25 protein-coding genes are annotated in these 25,375 nt (G+C 62.5%); 12 read left to right on the plus strand and 13 right to left on the minus strand.

The annotated features are described in order from the left end of the window. From ATY75_RS01825 to ATY75_RS01860, 8 genes are all read left to right on the plus strand, one after another. Window positions 1-272: formyltransferase family protein (locus tag ATY75_RS01825; RefSeq protein WP_280950563.1), on the plus strand; the 272-nt coding region annotated here is incomplete at its 5' end. A gap of 115 nt (window positions 273-387) precedes the next feature. Beyond that, window positions 388-3,309, plus strand: coding sequence for an aminotransferase (locus ATY75_RS01830; protein ID WP_088936254.1), 2,922 nt, complete (start codon window positions 388-390; stop codon window positions 3,307-3,309). 517 nt (window positions 3,310-3,826) lie between these two features. Then, window positions 3,827-4,021, plus strand: coding sequence for a hypothetical protein (locus tag ATY75_RS01835; RefSeq protein ID WP_064835855.1), 195 nt, complete (start codon window positions 3,827-3,829; stop codon window positions 4,019-4,021). 128 nt (window positions 4,022-4,149) lie between these two features. Continuing rightward, the gene (locus ATY75_RS01840) at window positions 4,150-5,145 is read left to right on the plus strand and encodes a P1 family peptidase (RefSeq protein WP_088936255.1); all 996 of its coding nucleotides are present in this window, start codon (window positions 4,150-4,152) and stop codon (window positions 5,143-5,145) included. 42 nt (window positions 5,146-5,187) lie between these two features. Then, window positions 5,188-6,093, plus strand: a complete 906-nt coding sequence (locus ATY75_RS01845; RefSeq protein ID WP_088936256.1) for a LysR family transcriptional regulator — start codon at window positions 5,188-5,190, stop codon at window positions 6,091-6,093. Window positions 6,094-6,232: 139 nt separating this feature from the next. Next, window positions 6,233-7,762: an ABC transporter substrate-binding protein gene (locus ATY75_RS01850; RefSeq protein WP_088936257.1), complete on the plus strand. Its 1,530-nt coding sequence runs from the start codon at window positions 6,233-6,235 to the stop codon at window positions 7,760-7,762. Between the two features lie 347 nt (window positions 7,763-8,109). Further along, on the plus strand, window positions 8,110-9,057 hold the full coding sequence (locus ATY75_RS01855) for an ABC transporter permease (RefSeq protein WP_088936258.1): 948 nt from the start codon (window positions 8,110-8,112) through the stop codon (window positions 9,055-9,057). A gap of 3 nt (window positions 9,058-9,060) precedes the next feature. Then, complete coding sequence (locus ATY75_RS01860; RefSeq protein ID WP_088936259.1) at window positions 9,061-9,915, plus strand: ABC transporter permease; 855 nt, start codon at window positions 9,061-9,063, stop codon at window positions 9,913-9,915. 6 nt (window positions 9,916-9,921) lie between these two features. Here the strand turns inward: ATY75_RS01860 and ATY75_RS01865 are convergent, their stop codons facing one another. From ATY75_RS01865 to ATY75_RS01875, 3 genes are all read right to left on the minus strand, one after another. Then, a complete protein-coding gene (locus tag ATY75_RS01865) occupies window positions 9,922-10,779 on the minus strand; it encodes an NlpC/P60 family protein (protein ID WP_088936260.1) in 858 nt (285 codons plus the stop codon). Window positions 10,780-10,814: 35 nt separating this feature from the next. Further along, complete coding sequence (locus tag ATY75_RS01870) at window positions 10,815-11,165, minus strand: MarR family winged helix-turn-helix transcriptional regulator (protein ID WP_007634042.1); 351 nt, start codon at window positions 11,163-11,165, stop codon at window positions 10,815-10,817. A 158-nt stretch (window positions 11,166-11,323) separates the two neighbouring features. Further along, a complete protein-coding gene (locus tag ATY75_RS01875; RefSeq protein ID WP_088936261.1) occupies window positions 11,324-12,715 on the minus strand; it encodes a M17 family metallopeptidase in 1,392 nt (463 codons plus the stop codon). 143 nt (window positions 12,716-12,858) lie between these two features. Between ATY75_RS01875 and ATY75_RS01880 the strand changes: the two genes are divergently transcribed. Next, the gene (locus tag ATY75_RS01880; protein WP_088936262.1) at window positions 12,859-13,695 is read left to right on the plus strand and encodes a tetratricopeptide repeat protein; all 837 of its coding nucleotides are present in this window, start codon (window positions 12,859-12,861) and stop codon (window positions 13,693-13,695) included. Window positions 13,696-13,702: 7 nt separating this feature from the next. On the opposite strand, the gene ATY75_RS01885 is transcribed toward ATY75_RS01880, so the two are convergent. The 10 genes from ATY75_RS01885 to ATY75_RS01930 form a co-directional block, all read right to left on the minus strand. After that, entirely contained in the window at window positions 13,703-14,335 is a 633-nt protein-coding gene (locus ATY75_RS01885; RefSeq protein ID WP_088936263.1) for a LysE family translocator, read from the minus strand. 75 nt (window positions 14,336-14,410) lie between these two features. Beyond that, a complete protein-coding gene (locus ATY75_RS01890; protein ID WP_088936264.1) occupies window positions 14,411-15,397 on the minus strand; it encodes a type II secretion system F family protein in 987 nt (328 codons plus the stop codon). Window positions 15,398-15,412: 15 nt separating this feature from the next. Further along, complete coding sequence (locus ATY75_RS01895) at window positions 15,413-16,420, minus strand: type II secretion system F family protein (protein ID WP_088936265.1); 1,008 nt, start codon at window positions 16,418-16,420, stop codon at window positions 15,413-15,415. A 5-nt stretch (window positions 16,421-16,425) separates the two neighbouring features. Beyond that, a complete protein-coding gene (locus ATY75_RS01900; protein ID WP_064835829.1) occupies window positions 16,426-17,901 on the minus strand; it encodes a CpaF family protein in 1,476 nt (491 codons plus the stop codon). A gap of 31 nt (window positions 17,902-17,932) precedes the next feature. After that, window positions 17,933-19,210 (minus strand): CpaE family protein, encoded by a 1,278-nt coding sequence (locus tag ATY75_RS01905; RefSeq protein ID WP_064835828.1) that lies wholly within the window; start codon window positions 19,208-19,210, stop codon window positions 17,933-17,935. A gap of 14 nt (window positions 19,211-19,224) precedes the next feature. Then, window positions 19,225-19,983: a CpaD family pilus assembly protein gene (locus ATY75_RS01910; RefSeq protein ID WP_088936266.1), complete on the minus strand. Its 759-nt coding sequence runs from the start codon at window positions 19,981-19,983 to the stop codon at window positions 19,225-19,227. Beyond that, complete coding sequence (locus tag ATY75_RS01915) at window positions 19,980-21,479, minus strand: type II and III secretion system protein family protein (protein ID WP_088936267.1); 1,500 nt, start codon at window positions 21,477-21,479, stop codon at window positions 19,980-19,982. Before ATY75_RS01915 ends, ATY75_RS01910 begins: the two co-directional genes overlap by 4 nt. A 12-nt stretch (window positions 21,480-21,491) precedes the next feature. Continuing rightward, on the minus strand, window positions 21,492-22,307 hold the full coding sequence (gene cpaB / locus ATY75_RS01920; RefSeq protein WP_064835823.1) for a Flp pilus assembly protein CpaB: 816 nt from the start codon (window positions 22,305-22,307) through the stop codon (window positions 21,492-21,494). 110 nt (window positions 22,308-22,417) lie between these two features. Further along, on the minus strand, window positions 22,418-22,930 hold the full coding sequence (locus ATY75_RS01925; RefSeq protein ID WP_088936268.1) for a prepilin peptidase: 513 nt from the start codon (window positions 22,928-22,930) through the stop codon (window positions 22,418-22,420). A gap of 122 nt (window positions 22,931-23,052) precedes the next feature. Beyond that, the gene (locus ATY75_RS01930) at window positions 23,053-23,241 is read right to left on the minus strand and encodes a Flp family type IVb pilin (RefSeq protein ID WP_003571085.1); all 189 of its coding nucleotides are present in this window, start codon (window positions 23,239-23,241) and stop codon (window positions 23,053-23,055) included. Window positions 23,242-23,619: 378 nt separating this feature from the next. Between ATY75_RS01930 and ATY75_RS01935 the strand changes: the two genes are divergently transcribed. From ATY75_RS01935 to ATY75_RS01945, 3 genes are all read left to right on the plus strand, one after another. Next, entirely contained in the window at window positions 23,620-24,027 is a 408-nt protein-coding gene (locus tag ATY75_RS01935) for a pilus assembly protein N-terminal domain-containing protein (protein WP_064835819.1), read from the plus strand. A gap of 114 nt (window positions 24,028-24,141) precedes the next feature. Next, window positions 24,142-24,777, plus strand: a complete 636-nt coding sequence (locus ATY75_RS01940; protein WP_064835817.1) for a TadE/TadG family type IV pilus assembly protein — start codon at window positions 24,142-24,144, stop codon at window positions 24,775-24,777. Continuing rightward, window positions 24,777-25,358 carry a TadE/TadG family type IV pilus assembly protein gene (locus ATY75_RS01945; protein ID WP_088936269.1) on the plus strand — a complete coding sequence of 194 codons (582 nt, stop codon included), beginning with the start codon at window positions 24,777-24,779 and terminating at the stop codon, window positions 25,356-25,358. Before ATY75_RS01940 ends, ATY75_RS01945 begins: the two co-directional genes overlap by 1 nt. The last annotated feature ends 17 nt before the right edge of the window (window positions 25,359-25,375 follow it).

Here is a 25,375-nt window from a genome sequence, read left to right on the forward strand (position 1 = left end):
AGGCCTATGGCCGCGGCGTCAAACTGATCGGCGCCACCGCCCATTACGTCACCGCCGACCTCGACGAAGGCCCGATCATCGAGCAGGATACGGCTCGCATCACCCATGCCCAGTCGCCCGACGACTATGTCTCGATCGGCCGCGACGTCGAAAGCCAGGTGCTGGCCCGCGCCATCCACGCCCATATCCACCACCGCACCTTCATCAACGGCAATAGAACCGTGGTCTTCCCGGCCAGCCCGGGCAGCTACGCCTCCGAACGCATGGGTTGAGCGCGGTCGAGACCCACATCTCTTTTACAGGCAACGACAATCTCCCGTTGCCTGCCAGCAGCAAGTATTTGATTATCGCCAATAGGTAATCGAATCATGCTGCGGGAGGGGTGTCATGACCGACGAGGCGCTTGTTGATCGCATGACGCTGCCGCGTCCCGACGTCACCGTCGCGGACGCGGAAGAAATCCTTCTTGCCCATTACAGCCTGTCCGGCACCATAACCGAGCTCGGCAGTCAGCAGGATCGGAATTACCGCATCGACAGCGATCGCGGCCGCTACGTGCTGAAGATCTGCCATGCGGCCTACGAGACCCGCGAACTCGAAGCGCAGAATGCGGCGATCCATCACCTCAACAGCAAACAGGATGCGCCACGCGTTCCCAATGTGATCGCCACCAATGACGGGCGGGAGATCGTCGTGCTGACCGTGCGCGGGCAGGGCTGCCAGGTCCGGCTGCTGGAATATCTGGAAGGCCAGGGGCTGACGGAACTGACCTACCTGGCGCCGGCGTCCGTCGCCGCACTCGGCGCGCTCTGCGCTAGGCTGGCGCAGACGCTTGCCGATTTCAACCATCCCGGCCTCGACCGTAGCCTGCAATGGGATCTCCGGCGGGCCGGGCCGGTCGCCGTGCAGCTGCTTTCCGCCATCACCGACAGCGCCGCGCGCGACCGAATCGCCAAGACGATGGTAATGGCCGTTCGCCGCATCCAGCCCTTGGCGCCGTCGCTTCGGCTGCAGGCAGTGCATCACGACGTCACCGGCGACAATGTCGTCGGCCATCGCAGTGCCCATGGCCATATCATTCCCGACGGGGTGATCGATTTCGGCGACATCATTCGCGGCTGGCTGGTCGGCGACCTCGCCGTCACATGCGCCTCGCTGCTGCATCAGGCCGAGGGCGACCCTTTTCATATCCTGCCCGCCGTCACCGCCTATCAGGCGATCTATCCGCTGACGGACGAGGAGTTGAAGGCGCTCTGGCCATTGGTCGTCGCCCGCGCGGTCATTCTCGTCGCGAGCAGCGAGCAGCAGATTTCGATCGACCCCGATAATGAATATGTCCGCGGCAATCTCGATCGCGAGCGGGCGATCTTCGATACCGCGATGTCCGTTCCCTTCGAATTGATGGAAGCCGCAATCCTCAAAGCGGCCGGCGTGGATGTCGCCGCCCCGGAAACATCCGGATGGTTGCCGCTGCTGCCCGACATCGATCCCGCCGGGATCGCCTATGTCGACCTCGGGGTGCGAAGCCCGCATTTTTCCGCCGGCAACTGGCTGAATGCCGACATGGACTGGCGGCTGCTTGCCCGGGCTGCAACCGAAAACGGCACGGCAGCGACGCGTTATGGCGAATATCGGTTGTCCCGGGCGGGAACCGCCGGGAGACAGGCGACCTGCGCCCTGCATATCGATATATGCCTTGCCGCCGGCAGCGCGGTTGCCGCGCCCTTTGCCGGCCGCATCGGCTGGAAGGACCAGCATCTGACGCTGACCGGCGACGGCATGACCCTGCATCTCGACGGGCTCGACCTCTCGGTCGAGGACGGCGCCGAGATTGCCGGCGGCGAGCCGCTCGGCACGGTCGTCGGCGAGGCTTCATCGCTCGGTGGGCTGCGCGTCCAGCTTTGCACTGTCGCGGGGCTCGAGCCACCGCTCTTTGCCACGCCGCGCGAGACGGCAGCCTGGTCGGCGCTCTGCCCTTCGCCCTCGCTGCTTCTCGGCCCTGGAGCCGATGCGCCGAAACCTGAAACCGCCGCGCTGCTCGCCAGGCGGCAGGCGCATCTGGCAGGGGCTCAGAAGAATTATTACGCAGCGCCGCCGCAGATCGAGCGCGGCTGGAAGGAGCATCTGTTCGATGTCGAGGGCCGCGCCTATCTCGACATGGTCAACAATGTCTCCATTCTCGGCCACGGCCATCCCAAGCTTGCGGCGGCGATCAGCACCCAATGGCTGCTGCTCAACACCAATTCACGTTTTCACTATGCCGCGATCACGGAATTTTCCGAGCGGCTCGCGGCACTTTTACCGGATGGGCTCGACGCGGTCTTCCTGGTCAACAGCGGCTCGGAGGCGAACGATCTGGCGATCCGGCTGGCGCAGGCTCACAGCGGCGCGCGCAACATGCTCTGCCTGCTCGAAGCCTATCATGGCTGGTCGTCGGCAAGTGACGCGGTCTCCACCTCGATTGCCGACAATCCTGAGGCTCTGACCACCCGGCCGGACTGGGTGCATGCCGTCGTGTCGCCGAATACCTATCGCGGCGCATTCCGCGGCCCCGATACGGCGGCCGGTTATCTCGGCGCGATAACGCCGGTGCTGGAGGCGATCGACGCCGCCGGCGAGGGCCTTGCCGGCTTCATCTGCGAATCGGTCTACGGTAATGCCGGCGGCATTCCGCTGCCGGACGGGTATCTCACCCAGGTCTATGCGCAGGTGCGCGCCCGCGGCGGCCTCTGCATCGCCGACGAAGTGCAGGTCGGCTATTCCAGGCTCGGCCATTATTTCTGGGGCTTCGAGCAGCAAGGGGTCGTGCCCGACATCGTCACTATCGCCAAGGGCATGGGCAACGGCCATCCGCTCGGCGCCGTCATCACCACCCGGGAGATCGCTCGGTCGCTGGAGAAGGAGGGCACGTTCTTTTCCTCCACCGGCGGCAGCCCAGTCAGTTGCGTCGCCGGCTTGACGGTGCTCGACATCATGGCCGAGGAAAAGCTGCAGGAAAATGCGCGAGAGGTCGGCGACCATCTGAAGGCGCGGCTTGCCGCGCTGATCGACCGCCACCCGATCGCCGGCGCCGTGCACGGCATGGGCCTCTATCTCGGGCTCGAATTCGTCCGCGACAGAACGACGCTGGAACCGGCGACCGAGGAGACGGCGGCCATCTGCGAGCGGCTGCTGAGCCTCGGCGTCATCATGCAACCGACCGGCGATCACCAAAATGTTCTGAAAATCAAACCGCCGCTGTGCCTCAGCACCGAAAGCGCGGATTTCTTCGCGGACATGCTGGAAAAGGTGCTCGATGAAGGCTGGTGACAAGGGCTTGCGGCCTTAACCAAATCGTTCATTTCGAGGCATTTCGATTTTTAATGAAACGGCCCATTGCCTGAATCAGCGGGGCTTCCTATGTCTGCTGCGGCGATGGAAAGAGTTTCGATTCTGTCATGCGAAGTTTACGAAGAGCTGATATGTTTCTTTCCGTAAAGTTCGGCTGGTATGGAATGAATTTTTTCGGATCGTCGATATTTTGACACGTTTCGGAATATGTTTCTGACAGGCCGCAGGGTAATCTCTACCAAGTTGGTAGATTATCAAAAGCAGCCATCGCCGGGCCCGGGCTCTTCCGGGACCTCTCAAGTGCAACGCCAACGCAAGGAACGAGCATGATAGACATCGATATTCTCGCCGACCTTGGGCGATCTGTGCTTGGCAATGACCGTCCGGGCGCCCTCTCCCGCCCGAACTGTCGAATGTGACGTTCGTCCTCCTTTCAACGGTACCAGACAAGTCAATTCGCCATGGCTGCGCATATCGCGCGGCAGGAGTTCTATCTATGAAGAAGCAAGTTATCGAATATGCAGGCGTTCCCGTCGGGATCGTCATTCCCGATCAAGACCGGCTGAAGTTCATCGCCGTGAAATTTCATGTCCACGACCTCGACGAGCAGCGTTTCGGCTCGCCGGACGAGGTGCGGCTGGCCATCCACGACCTGATGACCCGCCGTCATCCAAAGCCGCTTCATGCCTGAGGGCATGAGGCCGGCAATAGCATTCACGGCTTTTCCCGATCTCCGACCGGTCCCGCCATTTGGGGCCGGTCTTGTTTTTTGAAGGCAATTGCAGTCCTATCAGCGCCCATCCGCATAAGGATCCGCCCTTGCCCGATCTTCTCAACCTGATCACCGACATCGAAGGCGTTTCCGTCGGCCACGCCACCGACCTTGCGCTCGGTTCCGGCGTCACAGTCATTGTCTTCGACGCGCCGGCCGTCGCCTCCGGCACGGTGCTCGGCGGCGCGCCGGGCGGGCGCGACACCGGCCTGCTGGACCCGTCGATGACCGTCAACGCCGTCGATGCCTTCGTGCTCTCCGGCGGCTCGGCTTTCGGGCTGGATGCCGCCGGCGGCGTGCAGGCGGGTTTGCGCGAACTCGGCCGCGGCTTCGCGGTCGGGCCGGTGCGCATACCGATCGTGCCGCAGGCGATCCTGATGGATCTGCTGAACGGCGGCGACAAGGATTGGGGCCTGCACTCGCCCTATCGCGACATGGGCTATGCGGCCTTGAAGGCGGCAGCCAAGGGCGCCTTCGCGCTCGGCACGACAGGTGCCGGCACGGGAGCGACGACGGCCACCTTCAAGGGTGGTCTCGGCTCGGCCAGCGCGGCCAGCAGCGCCGGGCATCGCGTCGCGGCCATCGTCGCGGTCAATGCGCTCGGCTCGGCAACGATCGGCGACGGGCCGCATTTCTGGGCAGCCCCCTTCGAGAGAGACGCGGAATTCGGCGGGCTCGGCATGCCTGCGATCGCGGATCACAGGATGCGGCTCAAGGGAATGAATACGCCGGCAACGACGATCGGTGCGGTGGTGACCGACGCGCAGCTGACAAAGGCCGAGGCGCACCGGCTGTCGCTCGCCGGCCATGACGGTCTTGCCCGGGCGCTGCTGCCGGCGCACCTGCCGCTCGACGGCGACACCGTTTTTGCCGCTTCGACGGCCAGGCATCGCCGAGACGACATGGCGAGCCTGATGGAGCTTTGCCATCTTGCCACCATCGTCATGGCGCGGGCGATCGCCCGCGGCGTCTACGCCGCCACCGCGCTGCCGGCCGAGGGCGCGCAAAAGGCGTGGCGTGACCGCTATCCTGACGGGCAATGATTGAATAGGGTCCAGCCCCGACAGAATGGCGGAGAGACGTGAATGCAGATCCGGGCGCTGATGTATTTCGACGAGCTGGTCAGGACCAATTCGATGCGCCAGGCGGCCGAAAACCTCAATGTCGCGCCGACGGCGATCAGCCGGCAGATCGAAAATCTCGAATCTCATTTCGGCGCACCGCTGGTCGAGCGCAGCTCCCGCGGCGTCAAGCTGACGGCTGCCGGTGAGCTGCTTGCCGCCCGCGCCGGCCGCACGCTACGCGAACTCGATCACGTCCAGCAACTGATCGAAGACCTGAAGGGCCTGCAACACGGCCATGTCAGCATCTATGCCAACGGCGCCACACTCACCAGTCTGCTGGCGCCGGTGCTTGCGGAATTCAGCCTGAAATATCCAAAGCTGCGCTTCACAGTGACGATCAGCAGCGCGCGGCAGGCCGTCGACGCCGTCAGCAGCGCCGCGGCGGATATCGCCGTGACGCTGTTTGCGCCGGTCATATCAGGCACCAAGGTCCGGCTGCGCTCCGAAATCGCCTATGATCTTATCGTCGCGCCGCAGCATCCGGCTGCTGCTCAGCCCGATATCCGCTTGAGGACACTTGCCGACTACCCGCTGGCGCTGCCGGAGCATTCTTTTGGTTTCCGTCAAGCCTTCGACGCGCTGATCGAAAAGGAGGGACTGGAGCTCGATCCCGTTTTCGTCACGAGTTCGATCGAGATGCTGAAGGAGCTTGTCCTCAGCGGGGCTGCCGCCACCTTACTGCCGGCGCTTGCCGTTCGCCGCGAGATCGAAGCTGGCCAGCTGCGCGCCATCCCGCTTGCCGGCGAGAGCATTCGCACCCATGTCGATCTCTGCGTCGCGCCCGACCGGCAGTTATCTTTTGCGGCGGCGACCTTGGTTGACTTCATCGAAAACTTCATGCGCGAACGCGCGGAGATCAAAGGCTGACGCTTGCATTTGCAGCGGATTTGCTGTGTAGCTGTTTTGGCTACACCGTTCGTTAAAAATCATCATAATGTGTGCACGGAGTAGGCCGCAGCCTATTGATGAAAGGCCTTCGCCCTAAGCGCGGCCGGACAGGGACACGATGATCAAGGTTTCTTTCGCGCCGTCGGCGCGCTTTACCCGGCAGATTTCCTTCAGGGCTGCGCTTACGGCGGGACTGATGATGGCGGCGATGGCGCCGGCCGAGGCGGCGAAGAGCAGCCTCACTCTCGGCATGAGCGTCGAGCCGACCGGCCTCGACCCGACGGTCGCGGCACCGGTGGCGATCGGCCAGGTGACCTGGCAAAACGTCTTCGAGGGCCTGGTGAGCATCGACCAGGCCGGCAAGGTCCAGCCGCAACTGGCGAAAAGCTGGGAGATTTCTCCCGATGGCCTGACCTATACGTTCAAGCTGCAGACCGGCGTCACATTCCATGACGGCGAGGCCTTCAATGCCGCCAGCGCCAAATTTTCGCTCGACCGCGCCCGCGGCGCCGATTCGGTCAATCCGCAGAAGCGCTTCTTCGCCTCGATCGCCTCGATCGATACGCCCGATGCCGAAACGCTGGTGCTGCATCTCTCGGCACCGACCGGCAGCCTGATCTATTGGCTCGGCTGGCCGGCTTCTGTGATGGTGGCGCCGAAGACGGCGGCCGGCGACAAGGTCACCCCGGTGGGCACCGGTCCCTTCAAATTTGTCGGCTGGGCGAAGGGCGACAAGGTCGAACTGGAAAAGAATGCCGACTACTGGAACAAGGCTGCGGCCGCCAAGCTCGACAAGGTGACCTTCCGCTTCATCGCCGATCCGCAGGCGCAGGCGGCTGCGCTGAAATCCGGCGATCTCGATGCCTTTCCGGAATTTGCAGCACCCGAATTAATGCGTTCCTTCGACGGCGATACCAGGCTCGTCACCCGGATCGGCAATACCGAACTCAAGGTCGTCGCCGGCATGAACAATGCCAGGAAGCCGTTCGACGACAAGCGGGTGCGCCAGGCGCTGATGATGGCGATCGACCGCAAAACGGTGATCGACGGCGCGTGGTCAGGCCTCGGCACGCCGATCGGCAGCCACTACACGCCGAACGATCCGGGTTATCAGGATATGACCGGCGTGCTTCCCTACGATGTCGGCAAGGCAAAGGCGCTGCTTACTGAGGCCGGCTATCCCAATGGCTTCACCTTCACGATCAAATCGCCGCAGATGGCCTATGCGCCGCGCAGCGCCGAGGTGATGCAGGCGATGTTTGCCGAAATCGGCGTGACGATGATTATCGAGCCGACCGAGTTTCCGGCGAAATGGATCCAGGACGTCATGAAGGACCGCAACTTCGACATGACGATCGTCGCCCATGCCGAGCCGCTCGACATCGACATCTATGGGCGCGATCCCTATTATTTTAACTATAAGAACCCCGTCTTCAACGCGCTGATGAAGAAGGTCCAGGAGACGACCGATCCCACCGCGCAGAATGCGATCTACGGCGAGGCGCAGAAGATCCTCGCCGAGGACGTGCCGGCGCTCTACCTCTTCGTCATGCCGAAACTCGGTGTGTGGGACAGGAAGCTGAAGGGGCTGTGGGAGAACGAGCCGATGCCGTCCAATGTATTGTCCGGGGTTTCGTGGGAGGAGTGAGGCGGCCCTGATGAGCAGGAGACCTTGGAAGGATCCGACATGTATTTGGCCGATATAGGACACAACCTTTCCTCTGTCTCGCCAAGTCAGTTTAACCCGGGCCGACATTGTTTGATTTCGCTAGCGGATGGCGCGCCTGGCGCCGGCGCCTCGGAGGTCTCCTTCCGCCCACCCCACCCTCCGTCATGCTCGGCCTTGAGCCGAGCATCCACGCGGCACCCATCAGCAGGCGCGGCATTGATCCTCGGCTCAAGGCCGAGGAGGACGGAGAGTAGGGTTGACCTTCTCGCCAAACCCACCGCCGGCGCATCGGAGAGCCGCCAAGCCACCTCTGCAGCGCGGCCCGCATGATCGCCCTGCTCGCCCGCCGCTTCGCCGGCCTCCTCGTCACCCTCCTCATCGTCTCGCTGCTGGTCTTCGCCATCATGGATCTCCTACCCGGCGATGCCGCCTCGATCATGCTCGGCACTTCGGCAAGCCCGGAGACCTTGGCGGCGCTGCGCCATGATCTCGGGCTCGATCAGCCGCTGATCCTGCGTTACGGGCGATGGCTGGCCGGCATATTTTCGGGCGATCTCGGCCAATCCTACACCTATGGCGTCCCGGTCGCCGGGTTGATCGTCGAGCGGCTGGCGGTGACGCTGCCGCTGGCGCTGATGGCGGTCGTGCTTTCGGTGGCGATCGCGCTGCCGCTCGGGGTGCTGGCCGCGTCACGCCGCGGCGGTCCCTTCGACGTCATCGCCACGCTGTTTTCGCAGATCAGCATTGCCGTGCCTGCCTTCTGGGTGGCGCTGCTGCTGATCATCCTGTTTTCGACGATGCTCGGGCTGATGCCCGCCGGCGGCTTTCCGGGCTGGAGTGCCGGCCTTCTGCCGGCGTTGCAGGCGCTCGTCATGCCGGCCGTCGCGCTGGCGATGCCGCAGGCCGGCGTGTTGACGCGGGTGGCGCGCTCGGCGGTGCTGGAGACCATGCATGAGGATTTTGCCCGTACTGCCGTCGCCAAAGGACTGTCTCGTAGGGCGGTGCTGTGGCGGCATATCGTGCCGAACGCGCTGATCCCGATCCTCGCCATGATCGGGCTGCAATTCACCTTTCTCGTCGCCGGCGCGGTGCTGGTGGAAAACGTCTTCAACCTGCCCGGCCTCGGGCGGCTGGCGCTGCAGGCGCTCGCCCAGCGCGACATCATCGTCATGCAGGATGTCGTGCTGTTCTTCGCCGCCCTCGTCATCATGGTGAATTTCATCGTCGATCTCTCTTATCTGGCGATCGATCCCAGGATGAGAAAGGCGGTTTGAGGCATGGCTCCCATCATCTCCAGCGCCACTGCCGGCCGCCGCACCCTCAAACTTGGCCGGCGAATTAACCTGATTTCCGGAGCCGCGATTATCGGCATGCTGGCCGCCGTTGGGCTGCTATCGCTCGTCTGGACGCCGCTGCCGCCGGCGAAAATGCAGATCATCCATAAGCTCCAGCCGCCGCTTGCCTTCGGCCTGCTCGGCACCGACCAGTTCGGCCGCGACGTGCTGTCGATGCTGATGGCGGGATGCTGGAATTCGCTGTCGATCGCCATCACCGCGGTTGCGGTCGGCGGGACGCTGGGCTCGATCGCCGGCATTTCTGCGGCAGCGATCCGCGGTCCTTTCGAAGCGCTGCTGATGCGCCTCTGCGACGTCATCTTCGCGCTGCCGCCGATCCTGTCGGCCATGGTGCTCGGCGCCTTTCTCGGGCCTGGGCGTTTCACGGCAATCACCGCGATCGCAGTCTTCATGATCCCGGTCTTTGCACGGGTGACGCTTGCGACCTCGCTGCAGGCCTGGAGCCGCGATTATGTGACGGCGGCGCGCGCACTCGGCAATACGCGCCTGAGCATTTCACTGCGCCATGTGCTGCCGAACATCATCAGCCAGATCATCGTGCATGGCGCCATTCAGCTGGGGCTGGCGATCCTGACCGAAGCCGGGCTCAGCTTCCTCGGGCTCGGCATGGCGCCGCCGGCGCCGAGCTGGGGACGGATGCTGGCCGAGGCGCAAACCTATCTGGCGCTTGCGCCCTGGCTGGCGATCCTGCCCGGCCTTGCCATTGCGCTCGCCGTCTTCGGTTTCAACATGCTTGGCGACGGCTTGCGCGATCTGCTCGACCCGCGCGAGGCGTGACCCTGATCAGCCGATCGGACGGCGGTAGTCGGTCGGCTGCTCGTAAAGCCAGCCGATGCGTTTGACGGCGGCCTCGAAATTCTCGCGCGCCACCGTCATGCTGTGGCCGTTGGCGTGCAGGATGGTTTCCGGATCCTCGAAGACGGCCACGTGGCCCTTCCAGAACACCAGGTCGCCGCGGCGGATTTCGGAACGGTCGATCGGCCGGCCGAGACCGGCTGCCTGCATGTCGGTATCGCGTGGCGCATCTCTGCCGGTCATCAGCATTGCCAGCTGGACAAGACCGGAGCAATCGATGCCAAGGCCGGAGCGTCCGCCCCAGAGATAGGGCGTCTCCAGGAAACGGGCTGCGATCTCGACGTAATCGGCGCCATCGAGCCCGCCGATCGGCTGGACGTGTTTGGCGAAGATCGCGGTTCCATCCTCCAGCACGACATAGCGATTGCCGCGCGCCTCCGCCTCGCCGGCGACATGGACGCGGCTTCCCATGGACAGGATCGCCCGGTGGGGTTTGCGCAGCTCCGGTTCCGGATAAAGGAAGGTGCGCTGGACGGTGACGACATGGGTCGGCGCCATCAAGCCTTGCGACAGGGCCTCTGCAGAGAGGTAACCGACATAGCCGTCCGAAGCAGCTTTCACCCAGCACCAGCCATCGGCGCGATCGAACACCGTCACGCCCTCGCCAAGCAGAAGCTCGGTGTCGATGCCACGCGCAAGGTCGGGCTCGGGGCGCAAGGCCGCGACCGGAATGACAATGCGAGCCGGGGCGCCTTCGACGAAGCGCAACGCCTCCACCTTGCCTTCAAGCCCCGCTTCGGCGAGGTCCGACCGATAGGCATGCAGGCGGCGGTCGAGCATCGTCATTGAGTTTCCTTTCAGATGGCCTTTCAAATGGCCTCTCAGAGCGGCAGCCGGCGGGCCTGATCACGGACGAGGTCGCCGAGCTTTTCCAGGTATAGCGCGCCGCCGACCGTGCGCTTGATGATCACGCTGCGCCGGTCGGCGTCGTCGCGCACACGATCGACCAGGCCCATCTCGCCCATCGTGTCCAAGGCGCGGGTAATGACCGGCTTGGTGACCTCAAGCGTCGCGGCAAGCCCGCGCACCGTATGCGGCGGCGGCACCAGATAAATATGCAGCAGGATCGCCATCTGGCGCAACGTCAAATCGCGGTCATCGTGGCGGACCTGATCGAGCGCCACGCCATGCCAGAGTCCCAGCGCCTGCGAGGCGGTCAGTTCGATCGGCACGGCCCCTCCGGAAAATCGTTACGCTAACGTTTCATTTTCCGGCAGTTGCCATGGACATGCAAGAGGCGGCAGGAATTGCCGCCCGGCAGGGTGAATAAAATTTTAACGATCGGCTGCGCGGGCAAGATGCGACCGCCCCTCAGCCCTCGTTTACACCGTCAGCGCAGGCTCTCACGGATATGATGGAAGAGCGCGCGGATTGCCTGCGCTTCACCGCCGCCCGGCGAATGCGGCCGCTCGGACTGGGCCCAGCCGTAAATGTCGAAATGCGCCCAACTCTTGGTCTTACCGATGAAACGCTTGAGGAAAAGGGCCGCGGTAATCGCTCCCGCCATGCCGCCGGCCGGCGCGTTGGTGAGATCGGCGAATTTGGCGCGGATATCCTTGTCGTAGCCGGAATAGAGGGGCAGCCGCCAGATCGGATCGTCGGTTTCCAGGCTCGCTTCGGTCAGGTCATGCGCCAGATTGGCGTCGTCGGTGAAGAAGGGCGGGAGATCGGGACCCAGCGCGACGCGGGCAGCGCCCGTCAGCGTCGCCATGTCGATCAGGAGATCGGGCTCTTCCTCGTCGGCATAGGCCAGCGCATCGGCAAGGATCAGACGGCCTTCGGCATCGGTATTGTCGATCTGGACGGTCAGACCCTTGCGGCTCTTATAGATGTCGCCGGGGCGGAAGGCATTGGAGGAGATCGCATTTTCGACGACCGGGACGATGACGCGCAGATCGACCTTCAGCTTGGCGTCCATGATCATCAGCGCGAGCCCCATGACATTCGCCGCGCCGCCCATATCCTTCTTCATCAGCAGCATGGAGGCGGCGGGCTTGATGTCGAGGCCGCCGGTATCGAAGCAGACGCCCTTGCCGACAAGGGTCACCTTGCGATGGCCCTTCTTGCCCCAGCGCAGTTCGAGAAGGCGCGGCGCATCGGCACTGGCGCGGCCGACGGTATGAACCAGCGGGAAATTCTGCTCGAGCAGATCGTCGCCCGTGATAACCGATACCTCTGCCTTGTAATGTGCAGCCAAACCACGGAACACGGTTTCGAGCTGGTTCGGTCCCATGTCGTTGGTCGGCGTATTGATGAGGTCGCGGGCGAGAAAGACGCCGGCGAGCTGGCGCTTGATGTCGGCACTGTCGGCATCGCGAGGGATCATCAGCGTCGCCGCCGGCGATTTTTCGGACTTGTAGCGGTCGAAACGATAGCTGCCGAGACCAAAGCCGAGCGCCAGACGATTTGCCGTCAGCGGTGCGGTTTCGATGTGCCAGTCGCCGGCGGGCAGCGTCCGGGCGAGCCTGCCGGTAATGTAAGGCTGCTCGGAGGGATTGGTGCCGAGGCCAAAAAGCGCGCCGCCGAGATGGCCTTCGGCCGTCGGGATCAGCAGCAGCGACCCGCTTTCGGCCTTGTAGCCCGCCCTCTGCGCCCAATCGAGCGCGATCGGATCGATCGTGCCGGTCTCGATATGGGCAGGGGTGACGGCAAAGATCGGCAGCGTCGAACCGCCCTTCGTGTTGAAAGGGGTCGGTCTCTCGATAAACTGATAGGGGGCCATGATTGTCCTTCGGCGGTCGTAAGGAATCACTCCTTAACGGTCTGTTAGGGTTAACAGACTATTGCTGGAGCGAAGATTGCGTCAAACCTTTCCCTGTTCCGCTTCGAGGTCAGGCGCCGATTTCGGAATCCAGGGAACGCATCATGCCGGCCTCGCTCACCACCACATTCACCCATCGTCTCCTGCGGGGCGTTGCCGCATCGCTGCTCGTCCTGGCACTTGCCGGCTGCTCGACGACCAAGGATCGGATGACCACAGGCTCGGTGCCGAAGCTTACCAAGCCGGTCGAAGAGATGGACGCGACCGAGCTGCGGTCGGCAACCGACCGCCTCGGTCAGGCCTATGAAAAGAACCCGCGCGATCCGGTCACCGGCGTCAGCTATGCCAATCTGCTGCGCATGAACGGCCGTGATGCGCAGGCGCTCGCCGTCATGCAGCAGGTGGCGATCAGCAATCCCGCCGACCGCAATGTGCTGGCCGCCTACGGCAAGGCGCAGGCGGCGGCCGGCCAGTTCCAGCAGGCGCTCGACACGATCGGCCGCGCCCAGACACCGGATCGTCCGGACTGGAAGCTGATTTCGGCCGAAGGCGCGATCCTCGACCAGATGGGCCGGGCAAGCGATGCCCGGCAGCGCTACCGCGACGCACTCGACATCCAGCCGAACGAGCCCTCGATCCTTTCCAATCTCGGCATGTCCTATGTGCTGACCGGCGATCTGCGCACCGCCGAAACCTATCTGCGCTCGGCCGCCGGCCAACCGTCAGCCGACAGCCGCGTCAGGCAGAACCTTGCGCTCGTCGTCGGCCTGCAGGGACGTTTCCCGGAGGCCGAGCAGATCGCGCGGCGCGAACTTTCGCCGCAGCAGGCCGATGCCAATGTCGCCTATCTCCGCGGCATGCTCTCGCAGCAGAACTCCTGGCAGAAGCTTGCCGCCAAGGACAAGACGCCGGGCGCCGCAGACGCCGGCAACACCAACTGACGATGCTTTAGCGGGCGCTCAGGGCTGAAAGTATAAGACGAAGTCCGAGGCCGCCCATGACCGCACCGGCGGCCCGGTCGATCCAGCTCTTCGCCGCGAGGTAGAGCCGCCGCGGATGGCGGGCCGAAAAGGCCAGCGCCACGATCGAATACCACCCCGCCTCCACCGCAAAGACGCCGAACGGCAGCGCGACCATCAGACCGAGCGGCACCGTCCTCGGCAGAAGCGCGGCAAAGAGGCTGGCATAGACGATGATCGTCTTCGGGTTGCTGAGCTGGGTCAAAAGCGCGGTCGTGAAGCTCAGCCTCGGTGCGCGATGGCCATCGCCGGCTTCGGAAACTTCCAGCGGCTGCGCAGCGCCTCTCCAGATATTAACGGCGATATAGACGAGGTAGGCGCCGCCGGCGACCTTGAGCAGGATATAGAGCCATTCGAACTGCGACAGCAGCGCCGTCAGACCGGCGAGCGCCAGCACGGCAAAAAACACGCCGCCGGCGCCCATGCCGAGTGCGGCGGCAAGACCGTCCAGCCGTGACCGCGAAATGGCAATCCTGGAGACGACGACGAAGCTCGGGCCGGGGCTCATCGCGCCGACCGCCAGAGCTGCCATGATACTGATGAAAACGCCTGCGGAAGACATTCCGGACCCCTCGTGAGGGATCGAAGACTACTGCATTATTCCTCAAATCGGAACCGGTTTAGACGGCGGCAAGCCTCAGAACTTGTCCGACACCTGGATGCCGGCCGGGCCGAGAATGACGGCGATCAGCACCGGCAGGAAGAACAGGATCATCGGCACCGTCAGTTTCGGCGGCAGGGCGGCCGCCTTCTTTTCCGCCTCGTTCATGCGCTCGTCGCGCCCTTCCTGAGCGAGGACACGCAGCGCCTGCGCCACCGGCGTACCGTAGCGATCGGCCTGGATCAGCGCCTGGGTGACCGAGCGCACCAGTTCAATCTGGGTGCGCGTGGCAAGATTTTCGAGCGCCACGCGGCGATCCGGCAGGAAGGAGAGTTCGGCCGTGGTCAGCACCATCTCTTCGGCGAGCGCCGGCGACTGCTCGCCGAGTTCTTCCGACACACGACGCATCGCCGCCTCGATCGAAATGCCGGATTCGACGCAGATCAGCATGAGATCGAGCGCATCCGGCCAGGCACGCTTGATCGAGTGCTGACGCTTGCCCATACGGTTCGAGATATAGATGTTCGGCGAGTAGAAGCCGAGATAGCCGATGCCGATAACGGCAAAGACGCGGATGGGCGTGCCCCTGTCGGCGAGATTGCCGAGGCCGAAGACCCAGAAGGTGGCAAGCGCCAGGAAAAGGAAGGGCAGCAGAAAACGCGCCACCAGGAAAGTATTCAGCGCGTTCTCCGAGCGAAACCCAGCGGCACGCAGCTTGTTGACCGTATTCTCGTCGACGAGCGCCTTGCGCAGGTTGAAGCGCTCGACGATCTGGCGGACCGAGCGATTGTTCTGGTTCCTGAGCGATGCCTTGCCGGCGCCGGTTTCGGTGTTCATGCGGGCGCGTTCGCGCGCGCGGATCTGCTCGCGCTCGGTCGAAACGGCTTTCATACGCTTGTTGAGATCGCCCCGTTCGAAGAAGGGGACGGCGATCGTATAAAACGTGGCGAAGACCGCGATCGCCACGAGGAGCGCGATCAGCATGCTTGGATTGGTCAGGGTTGCGGCAAGGTCCTGCGACATGGTGCGTCCTTCCGGCTAAATGTCAAAATTGACCATGTTGCGCATGACGAAGATGCCGATCGACATCCAGATCGCCGAGATACCCATGATGAGGTGTCCGCGCGGATCGGTGAAAAGGATCATCATGTAGCTTGGCGACGTCAGATAGACGAGGGTCGCGACGATGAAGGGCAGCGCACCGATGATGACCGCCGACGCCTTGGCTTCCATCGAAAGCGCCGAGACCTTGGCCTTCATCTTCCGGCGCTCGCGCAGCACCTTGGAGAGGTTGCCGATCGCTTCCGACAAATTGCCGCCGGCCTGTGACTGGATGGCGATGACGATGGCGAAGAAGTTGACTTCCTGGAGCGGCATATGGAGCGTCATGCGGGCGCAGGCGTCGGGAATGCTGAGGCCGACCTGCTGTGCCTCGATCACCCGCCGGAACTCGCTCTTGACCGGCTCTGTGCCTTCGGTGGCGATGAGGCGGATCGCATCGTTGAGCGGCAGGCCCGATTTGATCGAGCGGGTGATGACGTCAAGCGCATTGGGGAGCTCGTTGAGGAACTTGTTCTGGCGGCGCTTGATCAGGAAACCGACGATCCAGCGCGGCAGGCCGAGACCGGCGACGACGGCAATACCGATCATCACCATCGGCGACATGCCGATGATGAAAGCCATGAGCAGCAGCACGCAGGCGAAGAAGGCACTGATCAGATAGAATCTCCCGACCGTGACCGCCAAACCGGCCTGCACCAGCCGGGATTTCATCGACAGGGTCTTCTTGGTCTTTTCGTGCTGGCGCTTTTCCAGATCCTTGAGATTGTCCTGCACCGATTTCCGGCGCTTCGACATTTCCTGCACCCGGTCTCGGGCAGCCTTGACCTTCACCCGGTCGCTTTCGGCCGATTTGACGCGGTCGATGCGGCTTGCCGATTTCTTGTCGGCCTCGATCCGAGAATACATCAGCGCATAGGCGACCGCCGCCGCGGCGACGGCGGCGAGGACGACAATTGCCAGCACTATCGGATCGAACCCGAACATCTCGCCTAATCCTTCGTTTTCGCTTCCATCGCGTCGAGGGCGGCGGCAAGACGCTTTTCCTCGTTGAAGTAGCGGGCGCGATCCCAGAAATGCGGCTTGCCGACGCCGGTCGACATATGCCGACCGATCAGGCGGCCGCCGGCATCCTCGCCTTCGATCTCGTAACGCATCAGGTCCTGGGTGATGATGACGTCGCCTTCCATGCCGATCACCTCGGTGATCTGAGTGATGCGGCGCGAACCGTCGCGAAGGCGCGCCGCCTGGACGATCACATCAACCGAGCTGGAGATGATCTCGCGCACCGTCTTTGCCGGCAGGGTGAAGCCGCCCATGGCAATCATCGATTCGATACGGCTCAGGCATTCGCGCGGCGTGTTGGCGTGGATGGTGCCCATCGAGCCGTCGTGACCGGTATTCATCGCCTGCAGCAGGTCGAAAACTTCAGGTCCGCGCACTTCGCCGACGATGATGCGCTCGGGGCGCATACGCAGGCAGTTCTTGACGAGATCGCGCATGGTAATCTCGCCCTCGCCTTCGATATTCGGCGGGCGTGTTTCCAAGCGTACGACATGCGGCTGCTGCAGCTGCAGTTCTGCCGTATCCTCGCAGGTGATCACGCGTTCGTCCCTGTCGATATAGTTTGTGAGGCAGTTCAGCAGCGTCGTCTTGCCCGAGCCGGTGCCGCCCGAAATGACGACATTGCAGCGCACGCGGCCGATGATCTGCAGCACGGTCGCACCTTCTGCCGTGATCGCGCCGAAACGGACGAGCTGATCAAGCGTCAGCTTGTCCTTCTTGAATTTGCGGATGGTGAGTGCCGGCCCGTCGATCGACAGCGGCGGCGCGATGACGTTGACGCGCGAGCCATCCGGCAGGCGGGCGTCGCAGATCGGGCTCGATTCGTCGACGCGGCGGCCGACCTGGCTGACGATGCGCTGGCAGATCGAGAGAAGCTGCGCATTGTCGCGGAAGCGGATCTCCGATTCGATCGTCTTGCCGCCGACTTCGATGAACGTCTGGCCGGCGCCGTTGACCATGATGTCGGCGATATCGTCGCGCGCCAGCAACGGCTCCAGCGGACCGTAGCCGAGCACATCGTTGCAGATATCCTCGAGCAGTTCTTCCTGCTCGGAGATCGACATCGCAAAGTTCTTGATGGTGATGATGTCGTTGACGATGTCGCGGATTTCCTCGCGCGCGCTTTCGCCGTCTAGCTTGGAAAGCTGGGAGAGATCGATCGTATCGATCAGCGCGGAAAAGACCTGCGCCTTGGTGTCGTAATATTCGTCGGTGCGAACAGGGCGCTTGCGCTGCGGCGTCTGCATCGGCGGTGGCGTCACCTGCTGGCGTGCGGGCTCACGCGAGGGTTCGACCAGAATGGAGGGAGCAGCGGCCGCAGGGGCGGCAGCCGGAGCCGGCGGCGGGGGAGCAATTGCCCCTCCGACCTTTCCGGAACCTTCATTTCCGCGTTTTCCAAACATGCCGCTTAATCCAATCTGCTTGTTCTGCTTGCTATTTACGCTTCAGGAGGCCCAGCAGGCCGCCCTTCTTCGCCTTCCTTATCGCGACACGGCCGGTGACGACGTGCGATATCTGCGAAAAGGTCTCCGCCGTCGGCGATTTCGGGTCGACCTCCGAGATCATCCGGCCGCTATTGGCAGCGTTGCCGAAAAGATTGATGTCGAAGGGGATGATCGCGATAGGATCGATCTCCAGCGGCTCGCAGAAATCCGACGGTGAAATCTCCGGGCGTTTCGGCATGCCGACCTGGTTGAGGACGAGATGCGGCGGCTTGTCGTTCGGCCGCATCTTGCGCAACGCATCCAGCATGTTCTTGGCATTGCGCAGATTGGCGAGATCGGGAACCGCGGTGATGACCACTTCGTCGACGCTCGACAGCACCGAGCGTGTCCATTCCGACCATGCATGCGGAACGTCGAGCACGGTGACGGGCGCGCTGCGCTGCAGGACATCGAGCACCGGCTGGAAAGCATGGCCGTCGAAATCATAGGCGCGGTCGAGCAGCGAGGGTGCCGCCAGCAGGGAGAGATGCGCAGAGCATTTCGTCAGCAGACGGTCGAGGAAGACCTCGTCGAGACGATCGGGCGCGAAGACCGCTTCGGCGATGCCGAGCGCCGGATCCTGATCGAAGTCGATGTTCGCCGTGCCATAGGGCAGGTCGAGATCCGCCAGGATCGTCTCGGTGGAGAAGAGGTTGGAAATGCCGAAGGCGCAATTATGCGCGATGGTCGAAGCGCCAGTGCCGCCTTTCGAGCCGATAAAGGCGATGCTGCGGCCGAGCGGCTCGGCTTCGGGATCGACGAAGATCGAAGCCATCGACGCCAGAATATCGGGCATCGCGACGGGCTGGACCATATATTCGGAAATACCGTTGCGGATGAGTTCGCGATAGAGCCCGATATCATTGTAATAGCCGACGATCACCACCTTGGTCGTCGGATCGCAGACGGCGGCGAGCGGCGCCAGTTCACCGAGCAGGCTCCCGGAATTCGCTTTGGTCTCCAGGATGATCAGGTTCGGCGTCGGGGCGCCTGAGAACATATTGGCGGCAGCGGCGATGCCGCCGCTGGTGATGCGCATACTGACCTTCGCCATACGCCGGTCATTGGCGCAGCGTTCCATGACCTGCTGCAGCGCTTCGCTCTCGCAAAAGGCATGCACGGAAATGCGCGGCAGCGGCCGCATATTTTCCAGATCCGCCATGCGCACTGCCTCTTCGGCGTGGCGAAGCTCGCTCGGATTTTTGATTTCGTATTCGATCGCGCTCATCGTCCCGTTCCGTCTCAGAAGCTGCTGTCGCTGCCGGCGACCTCTTCGATCGTCGATGTCGTCGTGCGGTATTCCTGAATCGCATTGTTGCGCCGTTGCGCGTCGATCGGGGTCATGCCACGCGGCGCCACCAGATCTTCCGGATTGGCAATCTGGGCCGCGAGGTTGTTCTGCGAGGCGCAGCCGAAATTATAGTAATTCTGGTTGGTGAAATCGTTCGAGATGTCCTTCGGCCACTGGCCGCACTGCGTGGTCACCGCGGTGGTGCCGGTAAAGCTCAGCCGGATCGGCGCCGCGTCGCCGGGGCCGACCGCGGCATAGGAGGTGTTGACGATTTTCGAGCTTGCAATTCCCCTCCTCGCCAGCTCGGCCCGGACCTGATTGCGCAGCTGATAGGCGGCGGCCGAATTCGGCGAACCCTGCGGCGACAGCACGTAAACCGGACCCGAGGCGCGGGCCATGTAGTTTGCGGCAAAGCCGCGGATGAGGTCGCGTTGGGCGCTGGTCAGGCGGCGATCGGTGGAAGCCACCGGTATGTCGACCGTCTGTTCCGCTTCGGTCACGATGATCGGGTGGCGGGCACGATAGTCGTCGGGAATGCCGCCTGTTGTCAGCTGGTCGTGCGGACCGGCGCATCCGGAAAGGATCACCGCCGAGAAGCCGGCTGCGGCCAGCAGCGCCTTCGAGAGTCCGAGGCGGGGTGTCGTCGAATTGATATGGGTCATCGCCTGATCTCTGTTCTCTTCCATTGCTGCCGACCGTGCCCCGCTCATTTGTAGATGAACCCGATCGAGCCGTGGAACTGCGCATCGGCCACGGGCGCCTCGCGGCGGCCATAGACCTTGTTGACACGGTTGAGGAAGAAGGTCGCACCGTCGTTTTCGGGGCTGAAATTATCGTCCGGCCGGTTGAGCTGATTGCGCGCCACCGGGCGCACCAGATAGGGCGTCGCGATGATGACGAGCTCGGTTTCCTGACGCTCGAAACCCTTCTGGCGGAAGAGCGTGCCGAGCAGCGGTATTTTCGAAACACCGGGTGTGCCGCCCATCGTCTGCGAGACGTTGTCGCGGATCAGGCCGGCCAGCGCGATTGAGCCGCCCGAGGGCAGTTCCACCGAGGTTTCCGCCGAACGGCGCTGATAGGTGGCGTTGCCGCTGCCGGCGACCGGTTCGGAGACATTGGTCTTGATCTCAAGGCTGATGCGTCCCGATGAGAGCACGACCGGCTTGAAGGCGAGGTTGATACCGTAATTGAACGGCACGACGGTGACGTTGCCGTCGTTGTCGGTCGTCGAATACAGCTGTTGCCCGCCGGAATTGAAGGTCGCGGCCTGGCCCGATATCGCCGTCAGCGTCGGCTCGGCAAGCGTCTTGACGACCTTGGCCTGCTCCAGCGCGTTGAGGTAGGTCGAAATGTCGTATTTGCCGATCGAGCTCTTGAAAAGCGCCGCCAGCCCGCCGCCAACCGTCGAAGCGGCGCTGTCGGCGCTGGGGGTCCCGAGTTGGGCAACCGTCATGCCGGAAGAATTGGAAACCAGATTGTCGAAGCCGAGCTGTTTCAGCACTTCTCGACGGACTTCGGCGATCGTCACCTTGAGGGTAACCTGGTCCTCGCCCTCGATCTGCAGCAGGTTGACGACCTGCGACGACTGACGGCCTTCGGCAAAGAGCGCCACCGAGCTGTCGCCGCCGGTGCCGGATGCCGTTTCGGTTCTGGTCGTCGCTTCACCGCCCTTCAGGAACACCTGCGCCAGATCGGCCGCCTGCGTGGCATCCTGCGGCGTGCGCACGGTGCCGGTCAGCACGATGTTGTCGGAGACGATTTCGACGTTGATGTTGGAGTCTGGAATAAAGCGGCGGAGATTGACTTCAAGGCCGGACACGTCGCGCTCTATCTCGATGTCGAGATTGACGATCTCCTGCCCGCCGGCGCCGAAAACGAAAATATTCGTCTGGCCGACCTTCTTTCCGAACAGGTAGATGCGCCGCGAAGTGCGGGTGACGGCATCGGCCATAGTCGGATCGGAGACGAGGATATCATGTGCATCCTCGGGCAGATCGACGACGACCGCCTTGTTCAGCCCGAGCTTCAGCCGACGGTGGGCATCGCGGCCAGTCTGCGAGATGCGGACCAGGTTTTCAGAATCGGCACGCGCCTCGCCTGACCCGAGAAGCGGCGCGAAAAAGGCCGGCGCAATACCGGAGACGCCGACTGCCAGCGAGAGGCAACCTTTCAGGAGAAGCCCGGCGCGCCGCTTTGAATTGCCCATTTGCACGTCCTCTTACTCCGCTTTCGGCGCTGCGCCGGCATCGGTAACGATGGCGCCCGATTTGATGACCTGGATGATCGCACTGCCGTTGTCGCCGCTCAGCAGATAGTCGGCCGCGCTGGTATCCTGCTCTTGCGCGTCGGCAACCGAACGCAGCGCCAGCGACAGCCGGTCCGCCATCTGCTGGGCGACGGCGAGGACCTTCGTCTGATCCGGCGTCAACTCGAGCGTGGCGGTCGTTCCCACAACCGATTTCGAGCCGTCATCCTTTTCCTGGATCTGCTGATCGATGGCGAGGACGCGGACATTGCTCAGCACCGTTTCGGTGATGAGCTTGTTGGCCTCGGTGCCCTTGCGGACCATGATGACATCGACGCGGTCGTTCGGCAGGATGAAACCGCCGGCGCCTGTCGCCACCGATATCTCGGTCGCGACGGCGCGCTTGCCGGCCGGCAAGAGCGAGGAAAGGATGCGGCTGTTGGAATCGGCGACCTTTTCCGGCCGGATCGGTTCACCTTCGAAGATCGGCAGGCGCACGACGGCACCCTGCAGATCCTTGATCGCGTCCGGCTTGTCGGCTTCGGTGATCAGGCCCGGGACGACGCCGCCCTGCGGCCAGGGCATCCAATGAACCGTCTGGTCGCTTAGCCTTTCGCCGACCGCCAGATTGCCGGTGGAGACGAGGACGTTGACGGTCGGTTCCTTCTCGATCACCGACTGAACCTGGGTGACGACACCGCCACTACCCGCCATTTGCATCGCCAGGAAGCCGGCGAGACCGGCTGCCACCAGGGCGACAGCTAGGATTATAAGGCGGGCGGGTTTCATCGATCATTCCTCAGGGCACGATATGTTCGCCCTGCAGAATGCTCAGCAATTGGTATAATTATGGTTAATGGAACGCTTACATTTTAAGTTAACAGGCATTTAAAATGCCGTTATTTCAGGCTTTCCAATGCGGCGAGGAAGAGTGGCGAGGAAGGGAAGGCCATGAATCCGCCAATCGCGATGGCGATGCCATAGGGGATTTTCTTGGCGAGCAGGACCGAATTCGGCACCGGCAGGCCAATGGCGAGGATCGTGTTCGATTGCGCTCTCACCAGCAGGATCAGCAAGGTGATCAAGCCGCCGATCACGGCAACATCGGTCATCAGGAAAAGAAGGGATTCGTTCAAGCCGAACCAGAGCGCGGTGGCGCTCAACAGCTTGGCGTCGCCGCCGCCCATCACATTGAAGGCAAAAAGAGCGAAGCAGGCGGTAAAGACGATGGCGCCGGCGGCAAGATGCATGCCGATCGCCTGCAAGCCAAGGCCAGACAGCGGCGCGAGAACGAAAAAGGAGGCGATGAGGATCAGGGAAACGCGGTTCGGGATCGTCATGGTGAACAGATCCGAGAAGGCGGCCATGGCCAGACAGAGGGGCAGTATCACGAAGACTGCAGCTGCGATCATGCGTATACCCGATCCTGATTTGATGCGAAAAGGCTCACGGCCGTTCAGCCTGTGAGCCCGCTCGATAGTTCGGCCAAATCAATGGCCGGTATTATGCGGATGCCGTCGGACGGCAGCTATGATTAGCCGCCGCTTGCGGTCTGAGCGCCATCCATCTTGGTGCTCAAGCCGTTAAACGTGTTGCCGATCTTGCCGCCGAGGGCCGTTGCGCCGGTGATGAGCGCTACGGAAATGAGAGCGGCGATCAGGCCGTATTCGATTGCGGTCGCGCCGGATTCGTCCTTCAGAAAACGGCTAAAAAGCTTGGTCATGGTAACTCCTAACTCCAGTTGATGTTCAGCACGTCCGCCAACTGTTGCCGTTGATCGGATGACTGCAACCTAGCGAATGGGCGTTTCCATCGGCTTAAGGAAAAGAGTTAACCAGGTGTGAACGAGACAACATGCCTTTGTAGAGTAAGTATTTTCTTGCAGGCTTACCTCAATATTTAACAATATTCCCGCTATTTCACCTGCATTCATCCGGAAATAGCACAGGCTCGACTTCCAACCGCCGCGAGCATCTCCCGACGCCGCGCCAAATTGGGTCATCACGCTTCATTCCGGCACAAGGCAACCAGCTTAAGGCTTCGTTCACCAATTTTTTCCATTCTATGGCGATATTGCGCTGTGATCGTGAAAGAGGACCAAATGTCATCGAGCGGCAAAACCATATTCTTTGCCGGCATGATCGCCGTTTTCGGTGTTACGGGAATTTCCGCGGCCGCAGACGATGACATGCTGCGTGTCTATATGGATCACGCGCGCGTGTTGAAGCTCGACCGCCCCGTCAGCAAGGTCATCGTCGGCAACGCCAAGGTTGCCGATGCGACCGTCGCCGACGCCAAGACGATCGTGCTGACAGGACGCAGTTTCGGCACCACCAATCTGGTACTGCTCGATGCCGATGGCAATGCCATTCTCGACGAGCGTATTCTGGTGTCGATCGATGAGGGCAATACGGTGCGCGTTTACCGGCAGACCGAACGCTCCGTGCTGTCCTGCACGCCGAACTGCGAGCAGCACGCCCAGCAGGCGGCCGGCGCCACCTCTCCCTGATCGGCTTCCTTCACTTCTTCGGCCATTCGTTAAAATCGTCGCGTCAGACTGAAACGGAAAATCAACGAACGGACCCTAGTGTGGCGAACAGAGAATGTCGCTCGGGTCCAGGCAATGACGGCAATTGATCAGAAGACGGAAAAGGCGCACTCCCCAGCGCCGTTCCGATTCTTGCGGTTTCGCGCTCTCGCCCGCTCACGCGAAGGGGCTGCGGCAATCGAATTCGCCTTGCTCGCCATTCCCTATTTCCTGGTGATCTTCGCCATCCTCGAAACCTTCGTCGCCTTTGCCGCCGAGGAACTCGTTTCCAACGCCGTCGATACGATGAGCCGCAAGATGCGAACCGGGCAAATCACCTATAATCTCGGCCGCACGACCGATATGAACAAGACGCAGTTCCGTCAGGCTTTCTGCGATGAAATCTCGATTCTGATCCGCTGCTCGACGAGCGAAGTGGCGACGCCGAGCAAGCTCTACGTGGATGTGCAGACGTTCAGCACCTTCTCGGCCATTCCGACGACGATTCCCAAGCTTTCCACCGCCAAATATGCCGACATCAATACGGCAGCCTTCAAATATACGCCGGGCGGCGCCGGCACCATCAACATGGTTCGCGCCTACTACCGCTGGGAAATCATCACGGATCTGGTCCGGCCTTACATCACGACGATACGGCCTTCCGATGGTTCGATGCCGAATTATTATCTGATCGTCGCAACCGCGGCCTTCCAGAACGAGCAGTATCCATAATGGCGCTTCGCAACCCGTTCACCAGGCTGGTATTGGCGGCGCGACGGCTGGCCCGAGACCGCAAGGGCGCCGGAGCGATCGAATTCGCGATCCTCTTCCCCGTGCTCGTCATGCTCTATATCGGCGCTTTCGAGATCACAATCGGCCTCAGCGTCAGCAAGCGGGTGACACGCGCCGCAGGAACGGTGGCCGACCTAGTCACCCAGCAGCAATCCGTCACGAAGAGCGCGCTCGCGCAGATGCCGTCGGTCGCAAACTCGATCTTCGTGCCCTATAACTCGACGTCGCTTACATTGAAGATCACCGGGATCACGGTCGACGCCGGCGCCAATGCGAAGGTGCTCTGGTCCTGGGCGCAGGATGGCACGGCGCCCTATGCCAAGAATACCGCAGTGTCCAACGTGCCGTCCGATATGAAGACGGCGAACAGCTTCCTGGTTCGCACCGAACTCAGCATCCCCTATACGATGTTCCTGTTTGCCCCGAACTTCATGCCGGACGGCATGCGCACGATCACCATCAGCCGCAGCTATTTCTACCGCCAGCGGCAAGGCGACTCGATACCCTGCGGCGACTGCTGACGCCACTTTTGCCTCAC

It is taken from the genome of Rhizobium sp. N122 (genome assembly GCF_002211295.1).
Taxonomy (GTDB): domain Bacteria; phylum Pseudomonadota; class Alphaproteobacteria; order Rhizobiales; family Rhizobiaceae; genus Rhizobium.